Source organism: Hoyosella sp. YIM 151337 (genome assembly GCF_026041215.1).
Taxonomy (GTDB): Bacteria; Actinomycetota; Actinomycetes; order Mycobacteriales; family Mycobacteriaceae; genus Hoyosella.
On the sequence record NZ_JAPEIQ010000011.1, the window covers coordinates 246,110 to 270,276 of the forward strand.

Sequence of the window (24,167 nt, forward strand, 5' to 3'; positions counted from 1 at the left end):
GCCGCCGGGACGATCTGAATTGCAGCGTGCGACGCTCGACAAGGACCCACACGATGTTGCATCGATGTTCGACGGGGTTGCGAAGCGTTATGACGTGACCAACACGGTGTTGTCGTTTGGCCGCGACCGGGCGTGGCGGGCTGCGACGCGACGTGCGCTGCGCCTGCAGCCGGGCGAGACTGTGCTCGATCTCGCTGCGGGCACCGGCGTCTCGACGGTGGAGTTGACGCGTTCGGGAGCCTGGGTGGTCGCGGCCGATTTTTCAACGGGCATGCTGCAGGCTGGGAAGTTTCGCCGGGTACCCATGGTCGCGGGCGACGCGCTGCATCTGCCGTTCACCGATGCGGTGTTCGATGCGGTCACGATCTCCTTCGGGTTGCGCAACGTGGCAGATGTGGAGGCCGCGCTGCGTGAATTGCATCGCGTCACGAAGCCCGGCGGGCGCATGGTGGTATGCGAGTTTTCCACCCCGGTCATTCCGGTCTTCAGCACCGCGTATATGGAGTACCTGATGCGGGCGCTGCCGGCCGTAGCACGTGCGATGAGTTCGAATCCGGATGCGTACGTTTACCTCGCGGAGTCGATCCGGGCCTGGCCTGACCAAGAGGGACTGGCCCGGCGTATCGCCGCCTGCGGATGGGCCGATGTGCAATGGCGGAACCTTTCGGGCGGCATTGTCGCGCTGCACCGTGCGGTTCGCCATTAGCGGGCCTGCGGTTACGCACCAACATTGATGTGACAGACTGTCGCACGTAGTGCCGTTCGCGGGAAAGAAAAGGAGACAGCATATGCCGGGACCTCTTGAAGGCGTGCGTGTCGTCGAAATGGCTGGCCTCGCGCCGGGCCCCTTCGGCTGCATGCTGCTTGCTGACCTCGGGGCAGAGGTACTCCGCATTGAGCGTGCCGGTGGTGGTGGCGGAATCGTGCCGCCGCAAGGTCCGATGGATCGCGGGAAGCGCTCTGTCGCAGTTGACCTCAAGTCGGCTGCGGGCCGGGAACTCGTACACAAGCTTGCGGCCGAAGCGGATGTCTTTGTGGAGGGCTACCGGCCGGGGGTGGCAGAACGATTGGGCATCGGACCTGAGGACTTGCGCGGCGTCAATCCGCGCCTGATCTACGGGCGCATCACGGGCTGGGGACAGGACGGACCGCTTGCACCCCGTGCTGGCCACGACATCAACTACGCGGCAATCTCTGGTGGGCTGGACCTGCTGGGCCGCGCTGGTGAACCCCCGACACCGCCGGCCAACATCCTCGCGGACTTTGCGGGCGGTGGCATGCTGCTCGCGCTGGGCATCCTTGCTGCGCTCCACGAGCGTCAGACGTCAGGCACGGGGCAGGTTGTAGACGCTGCGATGGTCGACGGCGCAGCCGTTCTCACGACCTTTATGCATGGCATGCACGCCCATGGATTGTGGAACGGCGAGCGCGGTACCAATCTGCTTGACGGTGGCGCGGCTTGTTATGGGACATACGAAACCGCGGACGGCGGATTCATGGCGGTCGGTGCGCTCGAACCCCAGTTCTGGGCAGAACTCGTGGCAAAGCTCGAGCTAGATGCCGAGGAACTGCCATTCCATCTCGATCTGAGCCAGGCGGAAAAACTACGCGAGATCCTGGCCGAAAAATTCCGTACCCGCACGCTGGCCGAATGGAGCGAACTGTTCGCTGACTCGGACGCATGTGTCACCCCGGTCGTCCCGGCCTGGGAAGCGCATAAGCACCCTCACAACGCCGCACGCAACACCTACATCGAAGTCGACGGAGTCGTGCAGCCCGCGCCCGCGCCACGTTTCAGCCGGACACCGGCGGGCACCCCAGCGGCGGCCAGCGGCGCCGCGGATGCCGAGGCCCAGTCGGCCATCCTCGCGGACTGGGGGCTGAGTACCGACGCGATTGCTGCAGTGCGCGACGGCGGGGGTCTCGGTTAGATCAATTCGGCTCAAGCCACCACGGACAGTTCGGCGCTCACTGGGCGATCAGCAGCGGCCTGATATCGCCCGTGAGCTCCGACAGTGGTGTTTCTGGGTCCAGTTCGATACCCAGGTCGCTGAGGCTTCCCTGGATGACGTGCCACACGCTGCGACTCACCAGCTCAGCGAGCTTCTCTTTCGGCGTTGATCGCTTGCGGTTGCTTAGCCAGCGGTTGACCGCCGCATCGACGAGACCGATCACAGCGAAAGCGATCGTTTCTGCTCCGGATTCATCTGCTTTGGCGCGGCGCAGTGCCGTCGCGAACACGTCGGTGATGTACAGCCCGATCGCCGTCTTCGTACCCGTGACGACTTTGGAGACCGTGGCTGGCTTGCGCTTTGACCCGCTGCCGAGGAAATGATGCAAGTTCGGGTGGTCCGCGATCCACGACACGTACGTATTGACGGCTCGCTCGATCGCGGACTGTGCGGTGCCCTCCGGCGCTAGCGCAGGCGCCAGCGACATCATCAGCGTGGAAACGATATGGCCGCGCACCTGTTCGTCGAGGTCACCACGCTCGCGGAATAGCCGGTAGACCACGGACCGCGGCAGGCCTGCGCGTGCCGCGATCTGCTGTACGCCGACGCCTGCGCCTTCCTGGTCGATGGCTGCCATAGCGGCGTCGAGCACTTGGTTACGGCGGGCAGCTTTATGGTCCTCCCACCGCACGCTGCGGCCGTCAACAGGCGCCTCGGCGCCTGGGCTACGGTTGCTCTTCTCTGCCGACACATCGTGAAGCTTACTGATTGTGTGCGCCATCCTTGCTTCCGAACCGGTTTCCGTCGTGGAAAAAGTGGTGTTAAGCCCAATCGGTGCAGTCGCCACGGTGTAGATGGCCGCCATTCGCTACGGTGTTTTCGTGGCAGGAGTGCATTCTGGGGGCAGCATCGCGCGAGGCGCCCCGGAACACGCCACCGAAACGGTCCACAGACAACCGAGCTGCGGAGAATTCCGGCGCTCTGACAGGACGGGTGCGCACATCGTGAATCGCGACGAGACAGTGCACAAGGCGAGTAGTGGGCCTGGTGCCGGCAGTGCCCGCGCGGAGAGCCCGGCGGTCAGCAGCCCCGGGGCGGGCAGTACAGTCGCCGGAATCGACGTCGGGGACGCAGTGTTCGCAGCGCAGGTCCGGACCGCGCTTGGCGAAGTGGAGAAGCTGCTGATCGACGAGCTTTCCGCAGGGGAAGAGTTTCTGACCGAGACCGCGCTGTATCTCGCGCGTGCAGGGGGAAAGCGTTTCCGGCCGCTGTTTACGGTTCTCTGTGGAAAGCTGGGGCCCGAACCTGACAGTCCGTCGTTGATCACGGCGTCCGCGGTGGTGGAGATGGTTCATCTCGCCACGCTTTACCACGATGATGTGATGGACGAAGCGACGATGCGCCGGGGTGCAGTGAGCGCGAATGAGCGCTGGAGCAATAGCGTTGCGATCCTCGCTGGCGATTACCTCTTCGCCCACGCGTCGCGTCTGCTCTCTACATTGGGTCCGGATGCTGTCCGGGTCATTGCGGAAACCTTTGCTGAACTCGTCACCGGCCAGATGCGTGAGACGGTCGGAGCGAAGTCCACCGACGATCCAGTGGCGCACTATCTAACCGTCATCAGGGAAAAAACGGCATCGCTGATCGCGGCGTGCGGAAAGTTCGGCGGAACATTCTCCGGTGCTGATGCGGAACAGGTAGCCCGCCTGGATCGTCTCGGCGATGCGGTGGGCATGGCTTTTCAGATTTGTGACGACATCATCGACATCTCGTCTGTCTCAGAGAAGTCCGGCAAGACACCGGGGACAGATCTGCGCGAGGGCGTGCGTACCCTCCCCATGCTTTACGCGCTGCAAGACGAAGGGACTGATGCCGAACGGCTGAAGTCGCTCCTCAGTGGGCCGATCACCGACGATGACGAGGTGGCCGAAGCGCTGACGCTGTTGCGCGCCGCGCCGGGGATGAAGCGTGCATACGCGACGCTGCAAGACTATGCCGACCGTGCGCGTGCGGAACTTGAGGCACTCCCGCCGGGCCCCGCCAACACCGCGCTGAGCCGTTTGATCGAGTACACGATCGCGCGGGTCGGTTAAGCGCCAGTGCCCGGGTGCGTGGGGAACTGCGCACCCCGCCCGAGGCGTTGAATGGGTGCGAGCGCAACGGCGGCTGGAGCATCCTGCGCCGCTGACGGCAGGACTTGGTGAGCGTAACGTTCAGGCAGAGATCGGAGATGAGTGATGACCGGTCATGCGAATGGGCTGAAGACTGCGGTGCTTCTCGGTGCGATGTCCGCGCTGATCATTTTCGTGGGGTCACTGTTCAATAGCCCCACGGCACTGTGGATCGCGATTGTGTTCGCGCTGGGTATGAACGGCTACGCGTACTTTTTCAGTGACAAACTTGCGTTGCGTGCGATGCGGGCGCGGCCGGTTTCGGAACTCGAGGCGCCGGCGATGTATCGCATTGTCCGCGAACTCGCGACGCTTGCGCACAAGCCGATGCCCCGCCTGTACATCAGCCCAACTAACGCGCCCAACGCATTTGCGACTGGCCGGAACCCGCGCAACGCGGCGGTGTGCTGCACTGCGGGCATCCTGCAGCTTCTCGACGAACGGGAGCTCAGGGCTGTCCTCGGCCATGAGCTTGCGCACGTCTACAACCGCGACATATTGATCTCCTCGGTTGCCGGAGCTATGGCCTCGGTCGTTTCGGGCCTTGCGAACCTGGCTCTGTTCACTTCAGTGTTCGGAGGGCGTGATGGCGACCGGAACCCGTTGGTGCTGTTGCTGATCGCGATGCTGGGCCCAATCGCGGCGGGAATCGTTCAGATGGCGGTTTCGCGTTCGCGAGAGTTCCAGGCCGACGCGTCGGGAGCGAAACTCACGGGTGATCCGCTTGCACTCGCATCGGCGCTGCGCAAGATCGAGCGTGGAGTGGCGCGGGCGCCGCTGCCGCCGGAGCCGCGCCTCGCTGCCGAATCGCACTTGATGATTGCGAACCCCTTCCGGCCTGGGGAGCGGTTCGCAGGCATGTTCGCGTCGCATCCGCCGATAGCGGAGCGAATTGCCCGCCTCGAGCGGATGTCGCGCGAGGGACTGTGACTCCGGGGCTTACCGGTAGTTGACGAATTGCAGGGCGACGTCGAAATCGGCTGATTTCAGAAGCTGGATAACCCCCTGCAAGTCGTCGCGTTTCTTGCTGGACACCCGCAGCTCGTCACCCTGGATCTGAACCTTGACTCCCTTGGGGCCTTCGTCCCGGATCTTTTTCGAGATCTTCTTGGCATGTTCTTGATCGATGCCCTGTACCAGGCTTCCGGTGATCTTGTGCGACTTGCCAGACGCGATGGGGTCGCCGGGCTTGAATGCCTTCATTGAGATATCGCGGCGCACGAGCTTCTCGCGGAAAACGTCTAGCGCCGCCTTCACTCGATCTTCGCTGTCGGCAGTAAGAACGATGTTCTCGGTGCCCGACCATTCGATCCGCGCATTCGTTCCGCGGAAGTCGTATCGAGTCGAGATTTCCTTCGCAGCCTGGTTCAGAGCGTTGTCGACCTCTTGACGGTCCACTTTGCTGACGATGTCGAAGGATGAATCTGCCACTGTCTCCTCGTTCCGTGCGAAAGGTCAGGTTGTGTCGCGGCGCCGCCAAGACGGCTGCTCCACTCTCGCATACGCCGGTGAACGGCTGCTGTCCTGGCCGATTTGCATCAAGGGGCACCTGACGATGTATTGTGCCTTCACGCCCAAATTACATGCGGGCTACGGCAGGTTGCCCGAGCGGCCAAAGGGAGCGGACTGTAAATCCGTCGGCATCGCCTACGTAGGTTCGAATCCTACACCTGCCACACCGAAAGGCCCCCGGAGCGATTCGCAACCGGGGGCCTTTTGCTTGTTGTGCAGCGGGGGCGGGGCCAATATTTCGTGCTTACGACCTGCGGGTTTGTCAGCGGCCTCGGTTCCTGTGTAACCTCTTGAAGGCTTGAGCGCGAATGCTGCCGTACCGGTTCCCTGGGGAGGCGGACAGCAGCGTGAGTGCAGGTTGTGCCCCCTTAGCTCAGTCGGCAGAGCGTTTCCATGGTAAGGAAAAGGTCAACGGTTCGATTCCGTTAGGGGGCTCGCTTTAACAGCTAGCGAGCAGATCGGCATCCACTGGCACGCCAGTGGGCACCGGTTTAAGGCGGTGTAGCTCAGTCGGTAGAGCAAGCGGCTCATAATCGCTGTGTCGCCGGTTCAAGTCCGGCCACCGCTACTCAAATATGTGAGAAAGACATCTGAAGGTTTATCCAAGGGATTCCTTCAGCGAGACCGAAGGAAGGCAACCCGTGGCCGCCACTGACGTTCGCCCGAAGATCACGCTGGCCTGCGAGGAGTGCAAGCACCGGAACTACATCACTCGCAAGAACCGGCGCAACGATCCAGATCGTCTGGAGATCAAGAAGTTCTGCCCCAACTGTGGCACCCACCGCTCGCACCGCGAGACTCGCTGATTACAGTCAGAGTGTCACCGTCCCGGTGACGGCTCGGCGACAGTGAGGTGGTGAGAGCCGGTGGGGTTTACCGCTGACAGCGTGGGTATGCGCTTTCGGATGTCCGATTACTATGAGGTCGGGCGCGAAAAGGTGCGTGAGTTCGCGACTGCAGTCAAGGATGACCACCCGGCTCATTATTCTGAGCAGGCTGCTCAGAAGCTCGGCCATGAAACGCTGCTCGCCCCCCTGACCTTTGTGTCGATCATCGGCATTCTCACCACCAAAGAGATGTTCGAGGCGCACGGCTGGTCATCTGACCTGCGCAATATCATGCAGACGGATCAGCGTTTCATCTTTCACCGGCCGATTGTGGCGGGTGATCGTCTGACCGGTGAAGCGTACGTCGAATCGTTCCGGCACAGCGCGGGCACCGACATTATTGTTACTCGCAACACGGTCCTAGACGACAAGGGTGAAGCGGTTCTCACGGCTTACACCACGCTCATTCGCCGGGACGACATCGAGATCGACGGGCTTGGCTGATGACGGCGCGCGCATTCGAAAGCGTTCATGAAGGGCTTGAGCTGCCACCTGCCGAGTACACGCTGACCCGTGGCGATCTTGTTCAGTATGCGGGCGTGTCCGGCGACCTCAACCCGATCCACTGGAGCGATGCCGTCGTCCGGGCAGTGGGACTCAAGGACGTCGTAGCGCACGGGATGCTCAGTATGGGTCTCGGCGCCACCTATGTGACGTCCTGGCTGGGCGATCCTAGCGCGGTCCGCGAATATAGCGTCCGCTTCACAAGTCCCGTCTACGTGCCTGACGATGGAGTAGGTGGCCGCGTCGAATTCACGGGCCGGATCAAGTCCGTCAACTCGGACGAGCGAACAGCCGTCATCGCTCTCGTCGCGAAGTCGGAGGGCAAGAAGATCTTTGGTCGTGCCCTCGCGACGGTTCAGCTCACGTAGCTTGGCTTAAGTGAGATATGTGATTCACCTCCGCCCGCCGGAGGCAGTGGCATGAGCGCACTGACGATCGCCGTTCTGGTGGCGGGCTTCGTCCTTCTGATCCTGGGTGGCGAGACGCTAGTCCGCGGGGCAAGTTCGCTCGCCCGGATCTTCGGGATGTCCCCACTGATTGTGGGCCTCACGGTGGTTGCCTTCGCCACGTCGACGCCCGAGCTTGCCGTCAGCGCGGGAGCGGCTCTCAGCGGTTATCCGGGCATCGCTGTCGGGAACGTCGTGGGAAGCAACATCGCGAACATACTTCTCATCGTCGGACTGACAGCCCTGCTGGCGCCGCTGATCGTGAAATCCCGAATCGTTCGCGCCGACATACCAGTGATGGCGGCATTTTCCGTAGTCCTGCTTGTGATTGCGCTCGACGGTACGGTCAGCCGCCTCGACGGCGCCATACTGCTGGTCGCGCTGGTGGCTTACCTGACGGTCACCGTGGTGACATCGCGGCGGTCCCGGGCTCCAGTTAGCGGCCCGGAATCGCCAGCAGCCAACGCTCCGGGCGAATCAGCGGGTGCCACGTCACGCACCCGCTCACTCCTGGTCAGCTCGGGCCTCGTCGCGCTCGGAGTTCTCCTGCTCGTGGTCGGTGCGCGGTTGCTCGTCAGCGCGGCCAGCGAGATCGCTTCTGCACTCGGCGTGAGCGACCTGATTGTGGGGCTCACGGTTGTCGCGATTGGCACCTCGCTGCCTGAGCTCGCGACCAGCCTGATTGCCGCTGCACGTGGCGAGCGCGACATGGCTGTGGGGAACATCGTTGGCAGTAATGTTTTCAACATCGGTGCCGTCCTGGGTGTCACCTCGCTGATTACCCCGATTGAGGTCGCTCCGTCTGCGGTGCGGTTCGACCTGCCGATCATGGTGGCGGTGGCGTTAGTACTTTTGCCCGTCGCCTTCACTGCGATGGCTATCAGTCGATGGGAAGGCGCCCTGTTCGCGGGGTTCTACGTCGCATATATTGGGTACCTGGTACTTCAGGCTGCAGGTCACGATGCGCTCGAGCCGTACAGCGCCGCCATGCTGTGGTTCGTGATCCCGATCAGCGCGCTTTGGCTAGTCTTGCTTGCGACATACGAACTCGGGGTGCGGCGGGGCCGGCGGCAAGCTTTCAGGCACAAGCATGCCCGCTCCCGCCCAAGCTAGCGGTGACGCGGGACCGGCGCCATGATTGTGACTGCACGGCGATCGTGAAGTACACTGAGGGACCTGTGACCGCTACAGCGTGCGCGCCGCCCGTCGGGTGGCGCGTGATTTGTGGTCACGATAGGTAGGGTGGTTACTGGCCGACGGTAGCTTCTACCGAAGGGGCGTAGCTCAACTGGCAGAGCAGCGGTCTCCAAAACCGCAGGTTGCAGGTTCAAGTCCTGTCGCCCCTGCTGCGAACGTCAGCGACGGAAGGATCCATTGGGTGAGTGAGCAGCGAGGCCACAATGCCGGCGAGGGCGGAGAACCCCCGGGCTCCGCTGACTCGGCAGCTGGTGGCGCCGCCCCGCGCCCGGCCGGTAAGCGCTCGAGTGGATCGGCCCCAATCCCGTCAGGATCACCCGCCGCTGCGGCTCACGCAGGACGGGACGTAGCCGCTCTCGGTCAGCGTGAGAACCCGATCCAGGCGATCTTCCGATTCGTCCGCGAGGTCATTTCCGAACTCCGTAAGGTGATCTGGCCGAACCGGAAGCAGATGATTACCTACACCATCGTGGTGTTCGTCTTCCTCATCTTCATGGTTTCGCTGATCTTCGGGCTGGATCAACTCTTTGCCCGCGGCGTACTTTGGCTTTATGGGTGATCTTCACTGCTGAGGCCGAGCGAGACCGCCGGACTGTGGAGTGAACGTGGTTGCTTGAAACGAGCCCCGGTAAGTCAGGGGAACCGATACGTGCGTGACAGAGAGGAAGCGAGTAGTCCAGTGAGTGCCCCGGAGAACGATGCAGTGGACCTCACCGAGGAAGACGCGGTGAACGGCGAAGGGGCTGCCGCCGTCGAAGCCGACGCTGACGCCGCGGCTGCTGGTGCTGAGCCGTCCGAGGTGGACCCTGCTGAGGAACTGAAAGCCAAACTCCGCCGCGCAGAGGGCGACTGGTACGTCGTGCACTCGTACGCGGGTTACGAGAACAAGGTCAAGACGAACCTCGAGACGCGTATCCAGAACCTTGATGCGGGCGATTACATCTTCCAGATCGAGGTACCGACCGAAGAAGTCACCGAGATCAAGAATGGCCAGCGAAAGCTGGTCAACCGGAAAGTTCTTCCCGGCTACATTCTGGTCCGGATGATCCTCAACGACGAGTCATGGGGCGTGGTCCGTAACACGCCAGGCGTGACGGGTTTCGTTGGCGCGACGTCGCGTCCATCTCCGATCTCGATCAACGAGGTCGTCAAGTTCCTGCTCCCACCGCAGACACGGAAGAAGGCTCCTGCCGGCGCCGCTGCTGGTGGTGCACCGCAGGAAACCGGAGTCGCGGCGAAGCCCGCTATCGAAGTAGACTTCGAGGTTGGCGAATCGGTCACCGTTATGGATGGTCCGTTCGCGACCCTTCCGGCCAGTATTTCGGAGGTCAACGCCGAGCAGCAGAAGCTCAAGGTGCTGGTTTCGATCTTTGGTCGGGAGACCCCGGTGGAACTCGGGTTCAACCAGGTCTCGAAGATATAGCTTCATACCTCGTGCGCTCGCGAAAAGAGTGCTGACAGGGCGGCGCAGGGCCATTCCGGCCAGGTGCCGCCCGAGGTGTGAGAAACAGGAAACACTGAACAGGGAAGTTGAGATGCCCCCCAAGAAGAAAAAGAAGCTGTCTGGAGTCATCAAGCTCCAGATCCAGGCCGGTCAGGCCAACCCCGCGCCGCCGATCGGTCCGGCGCTCGGCCAGCATGGCGTCAACATTATGGAGTTCTGCAAGGCGTACAACGCGGCGACGGAGTCGCAGCGCGGCAACGTCATCCCGGTTGAGATCTTCGTTTACGAAGATCGCTCCTTTGACTTCAAGCTGAAGACCCCGCCCGCTGCCAAGCTGCTGCTCAAGGCCGCTGGTGTGCAGAAGGGTTCGCCGACTCCGCACAAGGACAAGGTCGCGAAGATCTCCTGGGATCAGGTGAAGGAAATCGCGAAGACCAAGCAGGAAGATCTGAATGCCAACGATGTCGATCAGGCGGCAAAGATCATCGCTGGTACCGCACGCTCGATGGGCATCGTCGTCGAGTGATCTGGCGCACGCCGCGCCGCGCTGAGCGGGTTATCGGCCGCTCAGACCCCAGAAAGTAAGAGTGGAAGGGCCAAGCGCTGGTCCGTACCACAACTGACCTGGCCACTGCTTGTCAGTGGTGAAAGATTGGACAGAAATGCCAAAGCGCAGCAAGGTCTACCGAGCAGCTGCTGAGAAGATAGACCATTCAAAACTCTACGCACCCGTCGAGGCGATCCGCCTCGCGCGTGACACCGCTTCCAAGAACTTTGACCCCACCGTTGAGGTAGCACTTCGCCTGGGCGTCGACCCGCGTAAGGCTGACCAGATGGTTCGCGGCACCGTGAACCTTCCACACGGTACCGGTAAGACCGCACGTGTCATCGTGTTCGCTGCCGGTGAGAAGGCAAACGAAGCCGAGGCCGCTGGCGCCGACGCCGTGGGCGCTGAGGACCTCATTGAGCGTATCCAGGGCGGCTGGCTGGACTTCGATGCAGCGATCGCGACCCCGGACCAGATGGCGAAGGTTGGCCGTATCGCCCGCATCCTTGGCCCGCGTGGCCTGATGCCGAACCCGAAGACCGGCACCGTCACCATGGACGTCACCAAGGCTGTGAACGATATCAAGGGCGGCAAGATCAACTTCCGTGTTGACAAGCAGGCTAACCTGCATCTCATCATCGGCAAGGCGTCGTTCGATGACCGTCAGCTGGTGGAAAATTACACCGCTGCGCTCGACGAAATTCTGCGTGCCAAGCCGTCAGCTGCGAAGGGCCGCTACCTCAAGAAGGTGACTCTGACGACGACCACCGGCCCGGGCATCCCGGTGGATCCGAACCGTACCCGGAACCTTCTCGACGAGGAGTGATCCTCGGGTGGACACCCTAAAGCCCCGCCTGCGCTGAACGCAGGCGGGGCTTTGTCGTGCATCACTGCAAGCCCTCACGCAGTACGTATGGTTGCGAGGATTTCGTCAGCGAGCGTGGGTACGACGCTGGTGGGGAGATCGTGCCCCATGCCATCGATCATCACGAGGCGCGAGCCAGGGATCGCGCGAGCCACTGCGCGCCCGCAGGCCGGCTTGAGTAGCGGGTCATTCGTTCCGTGGATGACGGTGGTCGGCGCTTGAATCCGGGCAGCGTATGGCCGCAAACTCCCTGACCCGAGGACTGCGGCCAGCTGGCGAACCATGCCCTGTGGGTAGTAGCTGCGCTCGATCTGAGTGCGGGCGAGCTCACGCAATTCATCGTGCTCCCGCGGAAATGCGGGCCCGCCGAGCATGTGGAAATTGCGCGCGGAGTGCTCGATAAGGTCTTCGGTTGTCGCATTCCTTGGGGGTGGGCGAAGTAGAGCCCTGATGGCAGCAGGAGTAGGCGGAGGCAGGAAACGCTCATTGGTGCTCGAGAAGACGATCGAGGCCGATGCGACTCGTTCTGGATACGTAGCAGCAACTAGCTGGGTGATCATGCCGCCCATCGATGCTCCAACGAGATGGGCGCGCTCAATGCGTAGTGCGTCCAGGAAGTTACGGGCGTCCGCCGCCATGTCGTGCAGTGTGTAGGGGACCTCGCTCGCCAGGCCCAGTTGGCTCCGGAGGAGCCTGGCGATGAATGAGCCGCCAACCTGCATGCCTTCGAACTTTGTGGAGAGCCCGATGTCCCGGTTGTCGTAACGGATCACGCGATAGCCGGCGGCGGCGAGCTGTTCGCACAATTCGGTCGGCCAGAGGATCAACTGGGCGCCAAAGCCCATAATTAAGACGATGGGCGGGCGGGAATCGGGGTTGCCGCCCGGTGGGGGTACGAACTCTTCATACGCCACCCTGATTGACCGTGTGCGGACGATACCTTCCGTCTGCTCAACGGTGGTGTGCGGACTGCCGTCCGGCCCGGTGCGTTCGCTGGTTTCTGTGGGACGATCAGTCACCCATCGCTCCTTCTTATCGTCAAGACCTACGTCCAGTGTGCCGGAAGCTGAGTAATCGAGACGGCCTGTGATTAATCCGCGCCGAGTTGTTCAGCGGGCAATTTTGGATTCGGCAGGCGACGCGCTATCCTTTTCTCGGACTTATGTCTGATGGGCCCACGAGCTGTGGGCCAATCTACCCGAGTATGAAGTTCACCGAAGACCGTTGGTCACTGCGCGCGCTGGCGCGTGCAGTCGAAGGACCGGAATTTCCGGCGGCCCACGCAGGAGGACGAGGCTGCGGGTGGTTCACCACGGAATGTGGGCAAACCACGCGTGTGTGTGCCCCGGCTTCTGCGCCGGGGTTTTGTTGTATCGGGCCTATGAGGGCCCGTGCTTCGCGGAGCCCTCCTGCTAGCCGTGGTCTTCGGCTGAGTGAGGAGAGGAGGCGAAGCATGGCAAAGGCTGAAAAGGTCACTGCGGTAGCGGAGATCAGCGAGCGGTTCAAGAACTCGACCGCCACAGTTGTGACGGAATACCGTGGCCTCAGTGTTGCCGGCCTGACCGAACTGCGCCGCGCACTCGGCGCGGAGACCTCGTACTCCGTCGCCAAGAACACCCTCGTGAAGATTGCAGCCCAGGAGGCTGGAGTCGAGGGACTCGACGACCTTTTTTCAGGTCCGACCGCAATTGCGTTCATCTCGGGCGAGCCCGTTGACGCTGCGAAGGCGCTGAAGAAGTTCGCGAAGGATAACAAGGCACTCGTCATCAAGGGCGGCTACATGGATGGCCGTCCGTTGTCGGTGGAGGAAGTCGACAGGATCGCAGACCTCGAGTCTCGCGAAGTTCTGTTGGCCAAGCTCGCTGGCGCGATGAAGGGCAACTTGGCGAAGGCTGCGGGCCTGTTCAACGCACCTGCTTCGCAGGTCGCGCGTCTGGCTGCTGCATTGCAGGAAAAGAAGAGCGCAGAGGGCTCGGCGAGCCCAGAAAGCGCGCCAGCGGAAAGCTGAACGCGCCTGCGTTCTTCACCCGCGTACAACACACCACCCGCACCCAGCGCCGTCGCTTGACGGGCCGGGGACAAAGTTAGGAAGGACCGCCATCATGGCGAAGCTCACCACCGACGAGCTGATCGATGCTTTCAAGGAAATGACCCTCCTCGAGCTCTCTGAGTTCGTCAAGGTCTTCGAGGACACCTTTGAGGTGACCGCTGCTGCTCCTGTGGCCGTGGCTGCTGCTGGCGCTGCCCCTGCTGCTGCCGAAGCTGTGGAGGAGAAGGACGAGTTCGACGTCGTTCTTGAGGCTGCTGGCGAAAAGAAGATCGGCGTCATCAAGGTTGTCCGCGAGATCATCCCGGGCCTGGGCCTGAAGGAAGCCAAGGAGCTCGTCGAGGCTGCTCCGAAGGCGATTCTTGAGCACGTCGCCAAGGACCAGGCTGATGCCGCCAAGGAGAAGCTCGAGGCTGCGGGCGCCAAGGTCAGTGTCAAGTGACCAAGCTCTAAACCTGTGAGGGCCTTCCCCTAGCGGCATCTGAGTGCAGTTGCGATAGCTGCGCTCGCGCCATTTGCGAAGGTCACGAAGAGGCTGCCTGGTACGCGTAAGCGTACCGGCAGCCTTTTTGCATTGAAGGGCAAAATTTTCACTAGCAACGATTAACATCACGATTTGACAAATGTTCGCCCATTGTCTTTCATAATCAGGACAAGCTACGCACGCCACCAGCGTGCGGCCAGTATTCAAATCGTGTTCGCGACTGCCTTACGCGGGCGGCTGCCGCTGATTTGACTCTAATTCTGCATCTGCAAGTGAATCTGTGGACGAATTTCGCCACATAGTGTTGCAACAGCGTGGATTAGGGGATTTCCCCGAATTTGCAGGATTCACGGCACGTTCGGCGAGCGCGTTACGTTACAGTAACGCAACCCATATCAAGAAGCGGTGTGGCTTAGCTGGGAGGGTTTCCGTGGGAATTGAGGCAGCTGTCAGCGCTCGTGCGCGGCTGGCACGCAACTCTGCTCTAGAGCGAACGAGCCCGAGGTCGCTTCACGCGCATCGCTGATTTCGCTGCGGACAGCCGCGAGTCCAGAACGGCGGCTCTGCGCGGTTATGCGTCCGCAATTTCACCTCGAGTGTCTTCCTGCTCCCTCCGAGATGAGGCAAGGCGTTGACTGTTCAAGTCGAATCCACCAAGAAGGGCCTGATTCCCGACGCGATCAATGAGATCGGCGGTCTGGTCACCTTCGCTGCGCAAACTTTTCTCACTGGCCTGGCGGCTATCCTCAAGCGACGCTTCCCGCTGGCCGAGTTCGTAAGTCAGACGACATTTCTCGTCCGGGTGTGCTTCTGGCCGTCGCTGCTTCTGATGCTGCCGATCGGTGTCGTTATCGCCGTCATGATGGGGGGACTCGCCGGACGCATTGGAGCGGCGCAGTATTCCGGTGCTGTCGTCTCCTTCGTGATCATCGGCCAGGCGGCTGCGCTCGTCACAGCCCTGATCGCCGCCGGAGTCGGTGGAGCCGCGATTTGCTCGGACCTCGGGGCTCGAACGATCCGCGAAGAAATCGACGCGCTGCAAGTCATGAGCGTTGATGTAGTGGAACGGGTTGTCGTTCCGCGTGTATTCGCGCTGGTCTTCGTTGCGCTCTCGATGTGCACGATCGTGTCTTTCGCAGGCATCTTTTTCACCTACACCTACCAGGTGGTTGGGGTGGGGGAGTCGCAGGGCGGATTCCTGCTGACACTCCAGGCTTACGGGCGGACGTCGGACTTCGTCATGGCCCTCTTTAAGTCGTTTTGTTTCGGTGTCGCCTGCTCGATCATCGCGGCATACAAGGGGACGCAGACGCGCGGGGGTTCCGCCGGAGTGGCTAACGCCGTGAACGACGCAGTGGTGATGATGTTCATCGCGGTCTTCGTGATCAATGTCGTTTTGACTCAGATGTACATCGTGGTGGTTCCGGCAGTTGGAGACTACATATGATCTTGTCGCAGACTGCCACAGCGCGGCTGAAGAAGGTCTCGGCCGGAACGACGGGACGGCTTAAAAGCAGCTTCGCGGCGCTCGACGGCCACGTGATGTTCGGCGTCAAGATGATCGCTGGTATTCCGCTTGCTGTCATGCGGTACCGCACGCACATTCTTCGTGAAGTCGGAAACATCAGCTTCGGAAAGGCGTCGCTGCTTTCGGGCGGCGGCACAATCGGTGTTGTCGCTGGCATGGCCATCGTGGCCGCGGTGATGGTGTCGATCGAAATTCACCGCGCGCTCGGTCTACTTGGCTTCACCGCGCTTTCGGGGCTGGCTGCGTCAATCGCCAACACGCAGGCGCTGGCACCTCTTATTGCTGCACTCGCGATCGCGGCGAAGGTCGGTACCGGATTCACCGCGCAGCTCGGTTCGATGCGGATTTCGGAGGAGATCGATGCGCTCGACACCCTGGGTGTCCCATCGGTGACGTTCCTCGCAACCGTGCGGCTGATCGCGATGCTGATCGTAATCACGCCCGTGTACATGGTGGGCCTGCTCGGTGCGTATCTCGCGTCGCGATTCGTCGTTGTGGGAATGCTCGGAGAATCGTCCGGAACATACGATTATTATTTCCGGCAATCAATTACGCCGGAAACATTCGCTTACTCAATACTCATGACGGTCGTTTTCTCGGTGATTATCGCGGTGATCGCGTGCTCCTACGGCTATAACGCGAGTGGCGGCCCGGAAGGGGTCGGCCGCGCGGCAGGCACGGCGGTCCGAACGACAATTCTTACTGTCGCCATCGCAGCGATGGTGCTGATCTTCGGCTTGTACGGCCTCACCCCGACGGTGCCTGGAATGGGGCTCGAATGATACTGCGCTCAATTCGCGGTGTGATCATCGCGGTTCTCTTATTCGTCGTCTCAGCATTGCTGATCGCGCGCGGCGCAGGTGCGCTGGACCGCTCCCCCCGGGTCTATGTCGACGTACCCGCCTCAGTCGAAGTGGTGGGGGAGACTACCCCTAGGGAATCTGGGCTATTGCTCGGATCGGACAACGCGGTCCGGTACGAGGGGGTGATCGTTGGCCGCGTCAGCAATATCGAAGTGGGTATTGTCGGCGCGGCGGGCGAGGAACTCTCACGGGTGGAGCTGCAGGTCGCGCCCTCCGTCCTGCATGAGATACCCAACGACGCGCTTGCCCGGATCGTGCCCCGGACGATCTTCGGTGATAACGAGATTCACCTCGTCGCGCCATACGACCGGCCGACGGCCGAGCGCTCTACTGTCAACCTCTCCGCCGGTGACACGCTTGCGCTGGACACAGGTCCGGATGCCCGCGAACTGTATGACGTCTACGAAAAGGTCATGCGTGCGGTATACGACCTGAACATCGAAGCGTCCGTGGAAGGACTTCGCGAACTGCGAATCGGTGTCGAAGGGCGGGGTGAGGACCTCGGAAACTTGATCACCAGAGGCGCAGATCTGCTCGATTCCGTATCGCCGCTGATCGAGGGGGAAGTCATCCCCGACCTGCGCCGCACTCTGGAGAACCTTGATACCGCGCTGCCGGACATCGTGGAAACACTCGAGAACGCCACCGACCTCGCTGATCTCTTCAACCGGAGAAGCGAGGGTATCCGAGAGGTTCTCGTCGCGGGTGCGGCCTTCGGCCGCGATGCCGAGAACTTCTTCGGCGCGATCGCCAGCGATACGGTCGTTTTCCTCGATGGCGGAACCACAGCCGTCTCTGCTCTTAATACTGGGCAAGGCGCTGGCGGCGTCCTGCAGAGCATTCGCAACGTCGGGGCGGGCCTCGGGCCAGCGCTGCGGACCGGCCGGCTCAATATCCAGGCGCTCGCTACGTTTAGTGAGCCGATGCCGTACACACCGGCCGATTGCCCGGAATACCCTGGGCTGTCATCTCCCACCTGTGGTCCCGCGCAGCCGCGGTCGTCGGTGAATATGTCGCCAGAAGATCTTTTCCCCGGACTGCGCGGACTGTTCCAGGGGGCTGCGAATGCTCAGGAGGTACAGGGAGATCCGCTCGCCGTTCTGGAGCGAGAATTACTGCGCGGTGGGGCCGCACAGGTGGCCGGCCGTGAAGGCCGACCCAGCGCAGCGACAACGATGCTGCTCGGACCGCTCGTGCGCGGAACCGTGGTGGAGGTTCAATGAAGCTGAGTAAAGGTTCACTCGTCGCGCTGGTGATCTTCCTCGTCCTCGTGCTGTTCACGTCGGTGAGCGTGTGGCAAACCCTGAGCCCGCCGGTAGACGGCCGCGCTGCGACGTATTCCGCCGAGTTCACTGACGCAACGAGTCTCAAAGCTGGCGACGACGTCACCCTCGCCGGTGTCCGCGTCGGCAAAGTGCGTGGCACCGGCTGGGAACGGCAGGATAATGGAACTAGCCGGGCCGTCGTCACTTTCGCCATCGAACGACACATCGAACTCACCGAGAATGCACGCGCAGGGGTGAAGTTCGCGGACATGCTGGGTGTTCGATACTTGGGGCTTATTGACCCAGGCGGTGCGCCGGTACTCGACCAGGGCGATCGGCTCCCGATCGCGGGCAAGCCGCCGACTGACGTCACGGAACTGTTCAATGGATTCCGGCCGGTTTTCAGGCTTCTGGACCCACCCCGGCTCAACCAGCTTTCCGCCTCACTAGTGGCGGCGCTAGACGGCAACACCGATGTTTTCGAGGCTGCGCTCACCGGGATGCTGGATGTATCGAACGTCATGCTCGCGCGCCAGGCGGAAATCGAGCGGATTGCGAATACGCTGCCGGAAGCCTTCGATGTTGTGATCGAGCGTCGCGATGACGTCGAAGCAGCAGTCGAGGGACTTACCGCGCTCACTGAGAACCTCGCTTCCCGCAACGCGGACATCATCGCACTGCTCGAGCAGGGTGGATCCACCATGGCGAAGTTTGCGACATTGCTCGACACGACAATGCCTGACCTGCGGCGAAGTGTGAATTCGGCAATCGCGGTCAGCACCGAGTGGAGTCAAAACACGGAGGAGTACGCAGCCTTCCTTGCCTCATTGGAGCGAGGCGCGGCGGCGGTCAACCACTATGGCGGCTACGGCTCCTGGCTCACGCTGTACTTCTGCACGCTGACAGTCGAGGCTGGCCCGCTGTTGGGTGATCCCTTCGCTGCGGTCGGCGCCACTCATTCGGAGGTGTGCCGGTGATTCGCTGGATCAGAAACCTCAATCAGCAGCTTGTCGGGTCGGGAATATCCAAGGTCTACGTCACCCGGCCCGGCTTGATCGGCGCCGTTGCGACGGGGGTTGTGGTCGCGGTGCTGGCGATCGCAGCTGTCCTCCCGACCGGTGTGTACCACCTTCGTACCGCCGGCTTCAGCGTTGTGCTGCCGAGCGCCGGAGGCCTCTCTGCGGGCGACCCCGTCTACGTGGCCGGATTGCCGGCTGGACGGGTGGAAAACGTCCGCATCGAGGGCGACGAGGTGGTCGCCGACTTCCGCGTTGACCGGTCACAGCAGCTGGGTGATCAAACCGAAGCTGAAGTCAAACTGCGCACGGTACTTGGCGCCTATTACCTCGATGTCCGTCCGAAGGGGTTAGGTGACCTCGAAGGTGGGGTGATTCCAGTCGAACGAGCGGCTGTTCCATTCCATTTCGACGAGATCGCACGTGCCGCGTTCGACGCCACCAGAACGGACGACCCCGACCGTGAAGCGATCGACTATGAGCAACTCGAATTACTCGCTGACCTGGCGTACGAGTCGATCCCGGACCGTCAGCTTGCCGACGAGGCAGTGACAGCGCTGGCTGATGCTGCCGGGATTATCAACCGGAACAGTGAGCAGATCGAGGAGCTTCTGGTCACGGGTCGCGAACTCGCAGAGATCGTGGATGCTCAGGAAGCGACGTTGGAGCGGCTATTCGAGCACGGCGCACTGGTGTTCGGGATTCTCGGCACTCGTGCTGAACTGCTCAGCGGCTTGATCGTGGACCTGGAGACCGTCTCAGCGCGGATGACCGAGTTACTCGCGGGTGAGCCAGGCGAATGGGACCGGCTACTCTCCGGGATGAGCGACGTCACCCAGATGCTGGCGGCGGAATCTGACCGTATCGACCGGAGTCTCGCTGAACTGGCCCCCGCTTTCCGGACATTGGTAGACGCAACGGGTAATGGGCCGTGGATCGACATCAACGCGCCGGCCGCGATTCTGCCTGACAACATGCTGTGTCTGCTCGGTGCGATGGAGGGATGCCGGTAATGGCGACGACAACGAGCGGCCGCGGTGCAGGCAAGATCATAGCCATAGCGCTGGTCCTGCTTCTGATCGCGGCGACGATATGGCTCGTGCTGATCCGCGACACCCGCACTACGCTGTACGCGGAATTCCCGGTTGCGACCGGGCTGTATGTCGACAACGAGGTGCGACTGCTCGGCGTCGAGGTCGGCAAGGTCAGTGAACTCGAGCCGTCGGAGACCGGTGTTCTCGTCGAAATGAAGATCAATCGGGATGTCGCGCTGCCTGAGAACGTCGGCGCGTTCATCACCAACCGAACGCTGGTGGCGGACCGTTACGTCGAACTCGTGCTGCCGCCGCGCGGTGAACGGCTTGGCGTCATGCCCGACGGCGGGACCATCTCGCAGGAACGCACGGATGTACCTGTCGATTACGACATGCTCCTCACCTCCGCCAAGGATCTAGCTGGCGCATTGGCCGGCAACGAAGAATTGGGGAACGTGCGCGAAACCGTCGAACGGATGGGGCAGGCTTTCGAGGGGATGGGTCCGGAGGCGAACCGCGCGATCGAACAGTTCGCTGGCGCGACACGTGTTCTCGCTGGCAACGCAGATGAGATCGACCAGCTGCTTGAGGCCTTCGGCAACATCGCCCGCATGGTGTCGTCACGTGACACGGAAATCAGAGAGTTCACCACGGCGCTGACGGTGCTCGCGGCGGAGGCTGGACGGCAAGATGTCGATCTTGGGCAGATGATCAGCCAGCTACGCACGATGTTTGATGAAGCCGATCGCCTCGTAACCGAGCGGGGCGGAGAGATCAGCCAGATCATCTCTTCCACCGATGTTCTCGCGAACACTCTGGCCTCCCGTCCGGCCGAACTGGCCGAGGTACTCGACCTTGCCGGATTGCTGGGGCAGAACCTCGATCGGGCGATTACCGCGGACGGGGCCCGAATCCGGCTCAACGTTTCGACGGACCTGCAGCAACTGCCGCGACTTGCGCCGCTGTGCGGTCAGCTCGGGGCAGCGCTTTGCGCCGGCGCCGGTTTCACGAACCCGATTTCTATCCCGCCGAGCGCCGCGGACCCCCTGGGCGTGGGTGCTTTGTTGCAGAACTCGGTGAGGGGAGGCCGCTAATGAGTCGCATCCGGAACGGCATTGTCGCTGCGCTTCTCGTCATACCCATCGGACTGGCAGGAGCTGGGTGTTCTCTTGGTATGCAGAACGTGTCGTTCGACATCATCGAAGGGCGCGCCACCTACCCGCTCGAGGTCGAACTCGAGACCGCGGATCTCGTGATGGTCGGCACTGAGGTGCGGCTCGGACAGCGGCTGCTTGGGCGGGTCTCCGACCTGCGCACCGACGTGGCTGCGGATGGCCGCCGCATTGCGGTTGCAACGCTGAGCCTCGACGCGGACGCGGAGTTACCGCGTGATGCGACGATCACAGTGGAACTGCCAAACACGCTGGGTAACCCGTATCTGCGAGTACGAATACCAGATGACGCCTCGGCAGAGGTCTTTCAGGCAGGCGAGCGCGTGACTGAGGAGCAAACCTTCCGCGGACCCGATCTGGAGAACGCGCTCGCCAGTCTCTCGCTTGTTCTCAGCGATGGCGGTGTAGGCAGTCTCGAAGTGATCGCCAACGAAATGGAATTAGCCATTGGTGATCGTGGCGAGGAAATCAACCGTTTAGTGTCGTCGCTGCGCAGTACTGCCCAGTTGCTTGGCCAGCAGTCAGACAGCATCGACCGAGCTCTGACCGCAGCCGCGAGCGCATCTGAACAACTCGCAGCGCAGCGCGCGACATTCGAGCGAGGTTTGGACGCGGCGAACCCGGTCTTCGATCAGCTCAACGAGCAATGGTCAGAAATAGCGGATTTGATGTCCAGCGTCGCGGGACTTTCCGGTGAACTCGACGTGATTATGACGGGCGCCGAGAGTGACCTCTTGGCGCTGCCTGCCGAACTCGCGACGCTGCTGGAGTCGTTGAGCAGCGTTGAGATCCGCAGCGTACTCGTGGCAATCTCCGACTTCCTTGATAGGGCGGCAGACGCGCGCCGCGGGGATTACCTCGCGGTTGACATCAACTTGAACATTCCAGATGCACTGGCCTATCTCTTGATCGGCGAGCGCATCGCGCAGGCAGGAGCGGGCCGGTGAGGGGCAGTACGAAGATTCAGCTCCTGCTGTTCGCAGCGCTGGCGATCGTCATCATTCCGCTGGGGACGAGGTACGCCCTGGGCGCGCAGTTTTTGAGCCTCAGTACGGTGGGACTCGGCGACCGGCCCGTCACAGCGACCGCATATTTCGATGACGGTCGCGGGCTGGGACCGGGCACCGTGGTCACGTACCAGGGCGTCGTCGTCGGTGAAATCCACGAAGTCAAGCCCATTCCGCCAGCGCTCATGCAATACGTGGAGACCGAGGATGGGCCCGTGGGCCTGCCGATAGAGGTGAGGTTTCAGCTAGACCCCGGCGTCCAAATCGCGCGTGCAGTCACCCCAGTCTCGACGATGCTGAACGTTGCCGGGCTGGTAAACCTCGAATTGCGGCCCACAGAGGGCGCTGAGCCAGGTGTGTACCTCGAAGATGGCGCGGAACTTTACGTGGACCCAGCCCTGCAGCGCGCGAACTTCAGAGAGGTCCTTGTTGCCGTCAACGAGGTGGTCGAGAATCTGGACGTCGAGTCGGTGAGCTCCTTGCTGGCGGCGCTCGGTGACACCTTCCGTGGTCGCGGCGAAGACATCGGCGACATAATCGACAACGTCGGCATCATCTCGGACGTTTTCGACAAGCATGCGGACACTGTCGAGTGGCTTGGTCTCGAAGGGCCCGCGACCATGCGATTGATCGCGGACGCGTCCGACGCACTGCCGTCATCGTTCAGCACTTTCAGGGTGTGGACGAGGCAACTGGTGGAGAGCACGCCGGACTTGGAAGCGCTGATCGATACCGGGCCGGGTGGCATGCGGCGAATAGCGGATCTGCTTGTTGAGAATCAAGACAACGCGGAAAGCATGCTGGCGGGCCTGGCCGACATCGCACCAATTCTGGGTAACCGGGGACCTGCGATTCGGGCGCTGGTTTCCGACTTCCCCCGCGGCGTGGACGCCGCTGCCCGGCTCGGGCGGGGAGGGGTGGCGGATTTCATCCTCGTCGCAACGCAAGGACCGGTGTGCTACTACGAGACGACGCGACAGCCAATTGGTGATGTGGCTGACCGCGCACCGAATCGCGGCGTATTCTGTCCACCCGCACAAGATCTCGCGCAGCGCGGTGCTGTTACGGCGCCACGTCCCGATGGGTTAGGACTGGTCAACTACACATCGCCGGGAATGCAAACGGGCCCAGCGATGGTCAGTGACCCGCTACTGCTTGCGCCAAGCGCCCGGACGGCCCTCGAGGCGGTCAACGAGGCGGCACGAGCGGCGGTCACAGACGGCGGTGACGGTGCGCCATGACCAACAGCGAAGGGGTACCCGCGCACGAGGAAAGGCAGAGAGAAGCGATGTCGCAGGGCGATGAGACTGGTGAGGGTGCACCGGACACGTCTGCGTCACGGGGCAGAACGAAGGTCCTTGCGCTCACAGCCGCTGCGCTGGCAGTAATCAGCGTGGTACTCGGCTTTCTGTATTGGGATGCGGCCCGCGGCGAGCGTGCCCTAGCGCATACGGAGAATCTGCGTCTGCAGGCGGTCCGTGACGCATCGATGTACTCCGAACTCATGGGGACCTACGACCACGAAAACCTCGACCAGAGTTTTTCGGACGTAGTTGAGGTATCGACGCCCGAATTTGCTGCAGAGTATGAGAGTGTCGCGAATGAGTTGCGTGACGCTGTGAGGGAAAGTCAGGGCGTCTCGCGGGGCAGCGCAATCCATGCTGCCGCGCAATCTGTCGACGACAACCAGGCGACCGTCTTGGTTTTCCTCAATCAAGAAGTAACAAACGTGCTCCGGCCAGATGGTGCGCGGGAAGCGAGTCGTCTAGTGGTCACGCTACAGCGTGACGGTGATCGTTGGCTCTTGGCCGACGTGCAACCTATGTAGCTCAAGCGAACACAACCTGAGGACCGGCTGAAGGCTTCCTGTGAACGGGAGCAGGTCACGGCAGTGAAGTCTCTCACGATTGAGGCCGTGTCAACTTACTGTACACGCCGTGTTCGTCCCTTAGATACTGGTTCGTTGTGAGCGAAAACTATTGTCCTGCACTGCATTACCGGCGGCCGGTGCCGCGGGTGCGGAGTGCGCCGGAGTTCGCTGGCTCCAAACTTGGGGCCGCTGTAAAGCGGATTTCGAACCTGAAGTAACGTTCGGGGTCATACGCGTCCCATCAGTGGGTTAAAGTGACGCAACCCACATGTAATAGAGATGTGGCCTAGCTGGGAGGTTCGGTGGGAGTCGAGGTCGCTGTCGAGGGTCTGACGAAGACCTTCGGTTCGCAGAAC

26 protein-coding genes and 4 tRNA genes are annotated in these 24,167 nt (G+C 61.9%); 27 read left to right on the plus strand and 3 right to left on the minus strand.

Annotated elements, in window-relative coordinates; all coding sequences use genetic code 11:
* Positions 1–19: 19 nt before the first annotated feature.
* Positions 20–706 carry a demethylmenaquinone methyltransferase gene (locus ONR57_RS05950; RefSeq protein WP_265122183.1) on the plus strand — a complete coding sequence of 229 codons (687 nt, stop codon included), beginning with the start codon at positions 20–22 and terminating at the stop codon, positions 704–706.
* A gap of 82 nt (positions 707–788) precedes the next feature.
* Entirely contained in the window at positions 789–1,931 is a 1,143-nt protein-coding gene (locus tag ONR57_RS05955; RefSeq protein WP_265122107.1) for a CaiB/BaiF CoA-transferase family protein, read from the plus strand.
* A gap of 37 nt (positions 1,932–1,968) precedes the next feature.
* Here the strand turns inward: ONR57_RS05955 and ONR57_RS05960 are convergent, their stop codons facing one another.
* A complete protein-coding gene (locus ONR57_RS05960) occupies positions 1,969–2,703 on the minus strand; it encodes a TetR/AcrR family transcriptional regulator (protein ID WP_265122109.1) in 735 nt (244 codons plus the stop codon).
* Positions 2,704–3,067: 364 nt separating this feature from the next.
* Between ONR57_RS05960 and ONR57_RS05965 the strand changes: the two genes are divergently transcribed.
* Positions 3,068–4,045, plus strand: coding sequence for a polyprenyl synthetase family protein (locus ONR57_RS05965; protein WP_265122185.1), 978 nt, complete (start codon positions 3,068–3,070; stop codon positions 4,043–4,045).
* A gap of 144 nt (positions 4,046–4,189) precedes the next feature.
* Complete coding sequence (gene htpX / locus ONR57_RS05970; RefSeq protein WP_265122111.1) at positions 4,190–5,053, plus strand: zinc metalloprotease HtpX; 864 nt, start codon at positions 4,190–4,192, stop codon at positions 5,051–5,053.
* A 9-nt stretch (positions 5,054–5,062) separates the two neighbouring features.
* Here the strand turns inward: htpX and ONR57_RS05975 are convergent, their stop codons facing one another.
* On the minus strand, positions 5,063–5,554 hold the full coding sequence (locus tag ONR57_RS05975; RefSeq protein WP_265122113.1) for a YajQ family cyclic di-GMP-binding protein: 492 nt from the start codon (positions 5,552–5,554) through the stop codon (positions 5,063–5,065).
* A gap of 163 nt (positions 5,555–5,717) precedes the next feature.
* Between ONR57_RS05975 and ONR57_RS05980 the strand changes: the two genes are divergently transcribed.
* From ONR57_RS05980 to rplA, 12 genes are all read left to right on the plus strand, one after another.
* Positions 5,718–5,799, plus strand: a tRNA-Tyr gene (locus ONR57_RS05980).
* A 198-nt stretch (positions 5,800–5,997) separates the two neighbouring features.
* Positions 5,998–6,070: transfer RNA gene (locus ONR57_RS05985), tRNA-Thr, on the plus strand.
* Positions 6,071–6,130: 60 nt separating this feature from the next.
* Positions 6,131–6,203, plus strand: a tRNA-Met gene (locus tag ONR57_RS05990).
* Positions 6,204–6,276: 73 nt separating this feature from the next.
* Positions 6,277–6,441, plus strand: coding sequence for a 50S ribosomal protein L33 (gene rpmG, locus ONR57_RS05995; RefSeq protein WP_265122115.1), 165 nt, complete (start codon positions 6,277–6,279; stop codon positions 6,439–6,441).
* A 99-nt stretch (positions 6,442–6,540) separates the two neighbouring features.
* Positions 6,541–6,966 carry a (3R)-hydroxyacyl-ACP dehydratase subunit HadA gene (hadA, locus tag ONR57_RS06000; protein ID WP_265122117.1) on the plus strand — a complete coding sequence of 142 codons (426 nt, stop codon included), beginning with the start codon at positions 6,541–6,543 and terminating at the stop codon, positions 6,964–6,966.
* A complete protein-coding gene (gene hadB, locus ONR57_RS06005; protein WP_265122119.1) occupies positions 6,966–7,394 on the plus strand; it encodes a (3R)-hydroxyacyl-ACP dehydratase subunit HadB in 429 nt (142 codons plus the stop codon). Before hadA ends, hadB begins: the two co-directional genes overlap by 1 nt.
* Positions 7,395–7,445: 51 nt before the next feature.
* Positions 7,446–8,585 carry a calcium/sodium antiporter gene (locus ONR57_RS06010; protein WP_265122122.1) on the plus strand — a complete coding sequence of 380 codons (1,140 nt, stop codon included), beginning with the start codon at positions 7,446–7,448 and terminating at the stop codon, positions 8,583–8,585.
* A 160-nt stretch (positions 8,586–8,745) separates the two neighbouring features.
* Positions 8,746–8,818, plus strand: a tRNA-Trp gene (locus ONR57_RS06015).
* A 32-nt stretch (positions 8,819–8,850) separates the two neighbouring features.
* Entirely contained in the window at positions 8,851–9,228 is a 378-nt protein-coding gene (gene secE / locus ONR57_RS23280) for a preprotein translocase subunit SecE (RefSeq protein WP_265122124.1), read from the plus strand.
* A gap of 120 nt (positions 9,229–9,348) precedes the next feature.
* Entirely contained in the window at positions 9,349–10,092 is a 744-nt protein-coding gene (gene nusG / locus ONR57_RS06025) for a transcription termination/antitermination protein NusG (protein WP_265122126.1), read from the plus strand.
* A gap of 112 nt (positions 10,093–10,204) precedes the next feature.
* Positions 10,205–10,639 carry a 50S ribosomal protein L11 gene (gene rplK / locus ONR57_RS06030; RefSeq protein WP_265122128.1) on the plus strand — a complete coding sequence of 145 codons (435 nt, stop codon included), beginning with the start codon at positions 10,205–10,207 and terminating at the stop codon, positions 10,637–10,639.
* A gap of 136 nt (positions 10,640–10,775) precedes the next feature.
* Positions 10,776–11,486, plus strand: a complete 711-nt coding sequence (rplA, locus tag ONR57_RS06035; protein ID WP_265122130.1) for a 50S ribosomal protein L1 — start codon at positions 10,776–10,778, stop codon at positions 11,484–11,486.
* Positions 11,487–11,560: 74 nt separating this feature from the next.
* Here rplA and ONR57_RS06040 read toward each other — a convergent pair whose 3' ends face one another.
* Positions 11,561–12,544 carry an alpha/beta hydrolase gene (locus ONR57_RS06040; protein WP_308198654.1) on the minus strand — a complete coding sequence of 328 codons (984 nt, stop codon included), beginning with the start codon at positions 12,542–12,544 and terminating at the stop codon, positions 11,561–11,563.
* Between the two features lie 434 nt (positions 12,545–12,978).
* Here ONR57_RS06040 and rplJ point away from each other — a divergent pair, with 434 nt between their 5' ends.
* The 11 genes from rplJ (at position 12,979) to ONR57_RS06095 (ending at position 23,769) form a co-directional block, all read left to right on the plus strand.
* Positions 12,979–13,533, plus strand: a complete 555-nt coding sequence (gene rplJ / locus ONR57_RS06045) for a 50S ribosomal protein L10 (RefSeq protein WP_265122132.1) — start codon at positions 12,979–12,981, stop codon at positions 13,531–13,533.
* A 94-nt stretch (positions 13,534–13,627) separates the two neighbouring features.
* Positions 13,628–14,014, plus strand: a complete 387-nt coding sequence (gene rplL, locus ONR57_RS06050) for a 50S ribosomal protein L7/L12 (protein WP_265122134.1) — start codon at positions 13,628–13,630, stop codon at positions 14,012–14,014.
* A gap of 673 nt (positions 14,015–14,687) precedes the next feature.
* Positions 14,688–15,503: an ABC transporter permease gene (locus ONR57_RS06055; RefSeq protein ID WP_265122136.1), complete on the plus strand. Its 816-nt coding sequence runs from the start codon at positions 14,688–14,690 to the stop codon at positions 15,501–15,503.
* Positions 15,500–16,366, plus strand: a complete 867-nt coding sequence (locus tag ONR57_RS06060) for an ABC transporter permease (RefSeq protein ID WP_265122138.1) — start codon at positions 15,500–15,502, stop codon at positions 16,364–16,366. Before ONR57_RS06055 ends, ONR57_RS06060 begins: the two co-directional genes overlap by 4 nt.
* Positions 16,363–17,670: an MlaD family protein gene (locus tag ONR57_RS06065; RefSeq protein WP_265122140.1), complete on the plus strand. Its 1,308-nt coding sequence runs from the start codon at positions 16,363–16,365 to the stop codon at positions 17,668–17,670. The genes ONR57_RS06060 and ONR57_RS06065 overlap by 4 nt, the downstream gene beginning before the upstream one ends.
* Positions 17,667–18,689, plus strand: a complete 1,023-nt coding sequence (locus ONR57_RS06070) for an MlaD family protein (RefSeq protein WP_265122142.1) — start codon at positions 17,667–17,669, stop codon at positions 18,687–18,689. The genes ONR57_RS06065 and ONR57_RS06070 overlap by 4 nt, the downstream gene beginning before the upstream one ends.
* Positions 18,686–19,741, plus strand: a complete 1,056-nt coding sequence (locus ONR57_RS06075; protein WP_265122143.1) for an MlaD family protein — start codon at positions 18,686–18,688, stop codon at positions 19,739–19,741. The genes ONR57_RS06070 and ONR57_RS06075 overlap by 4 nt, the downstream gene beginning before the upstream one ends.
* Positions 19,741–20,856, plus strand: a complete 1,116-nt coding sequence (locus ONR57_RS06080; RefSeq protein WP_265122144.1) for an MCE family protein — start codon at positions 19,741–19,743, stop codon at positions 20,854–20,856. The genes ONR57_RS06075 and ONR57_RS06080 overlap by 1 nt, the downstream gene beginning before the upstream one ends.
* Entirely contained in the window at positions 20,856–21,881 is a 1,026-nt protein-coding gene (locus ONR57_RS06085) for an MCE family protein (RefSeq protein WP_265122145.1), read from the plus strand. The genes ONR57_RS06080 and ONR57_RS06085 overlap by 1 nt, the downstream gene beginning before the upstream one ends.
* A complete protein-coding gene (locus ONR57_RS06090) occupies positions 21,878–23,182 on the plus strand; it encodes an MlaD family protein (protein WP_265122146.1) in 1,305 nt (434 codons plus the stop codon). Before ONR57_RS06085 ends, ONR57_RS06090 begins: the two co-directional genes overlap by 4 nt.
* Entirely contained in the window at positions 23,179–23,769 is a 591-nt protein-coding gene (locus tag ONR57_RS06095) for a hypothetical protein (protein WP_265122147.1), read from the plus strand. The genes ONR57_RS06090 and ONR57_RS06095 overlap by 4 nt, the downstream gene beginning before the upstream one ends.
* Positions 23,770–24,167 lie beyond the last annotated feature (398 nt).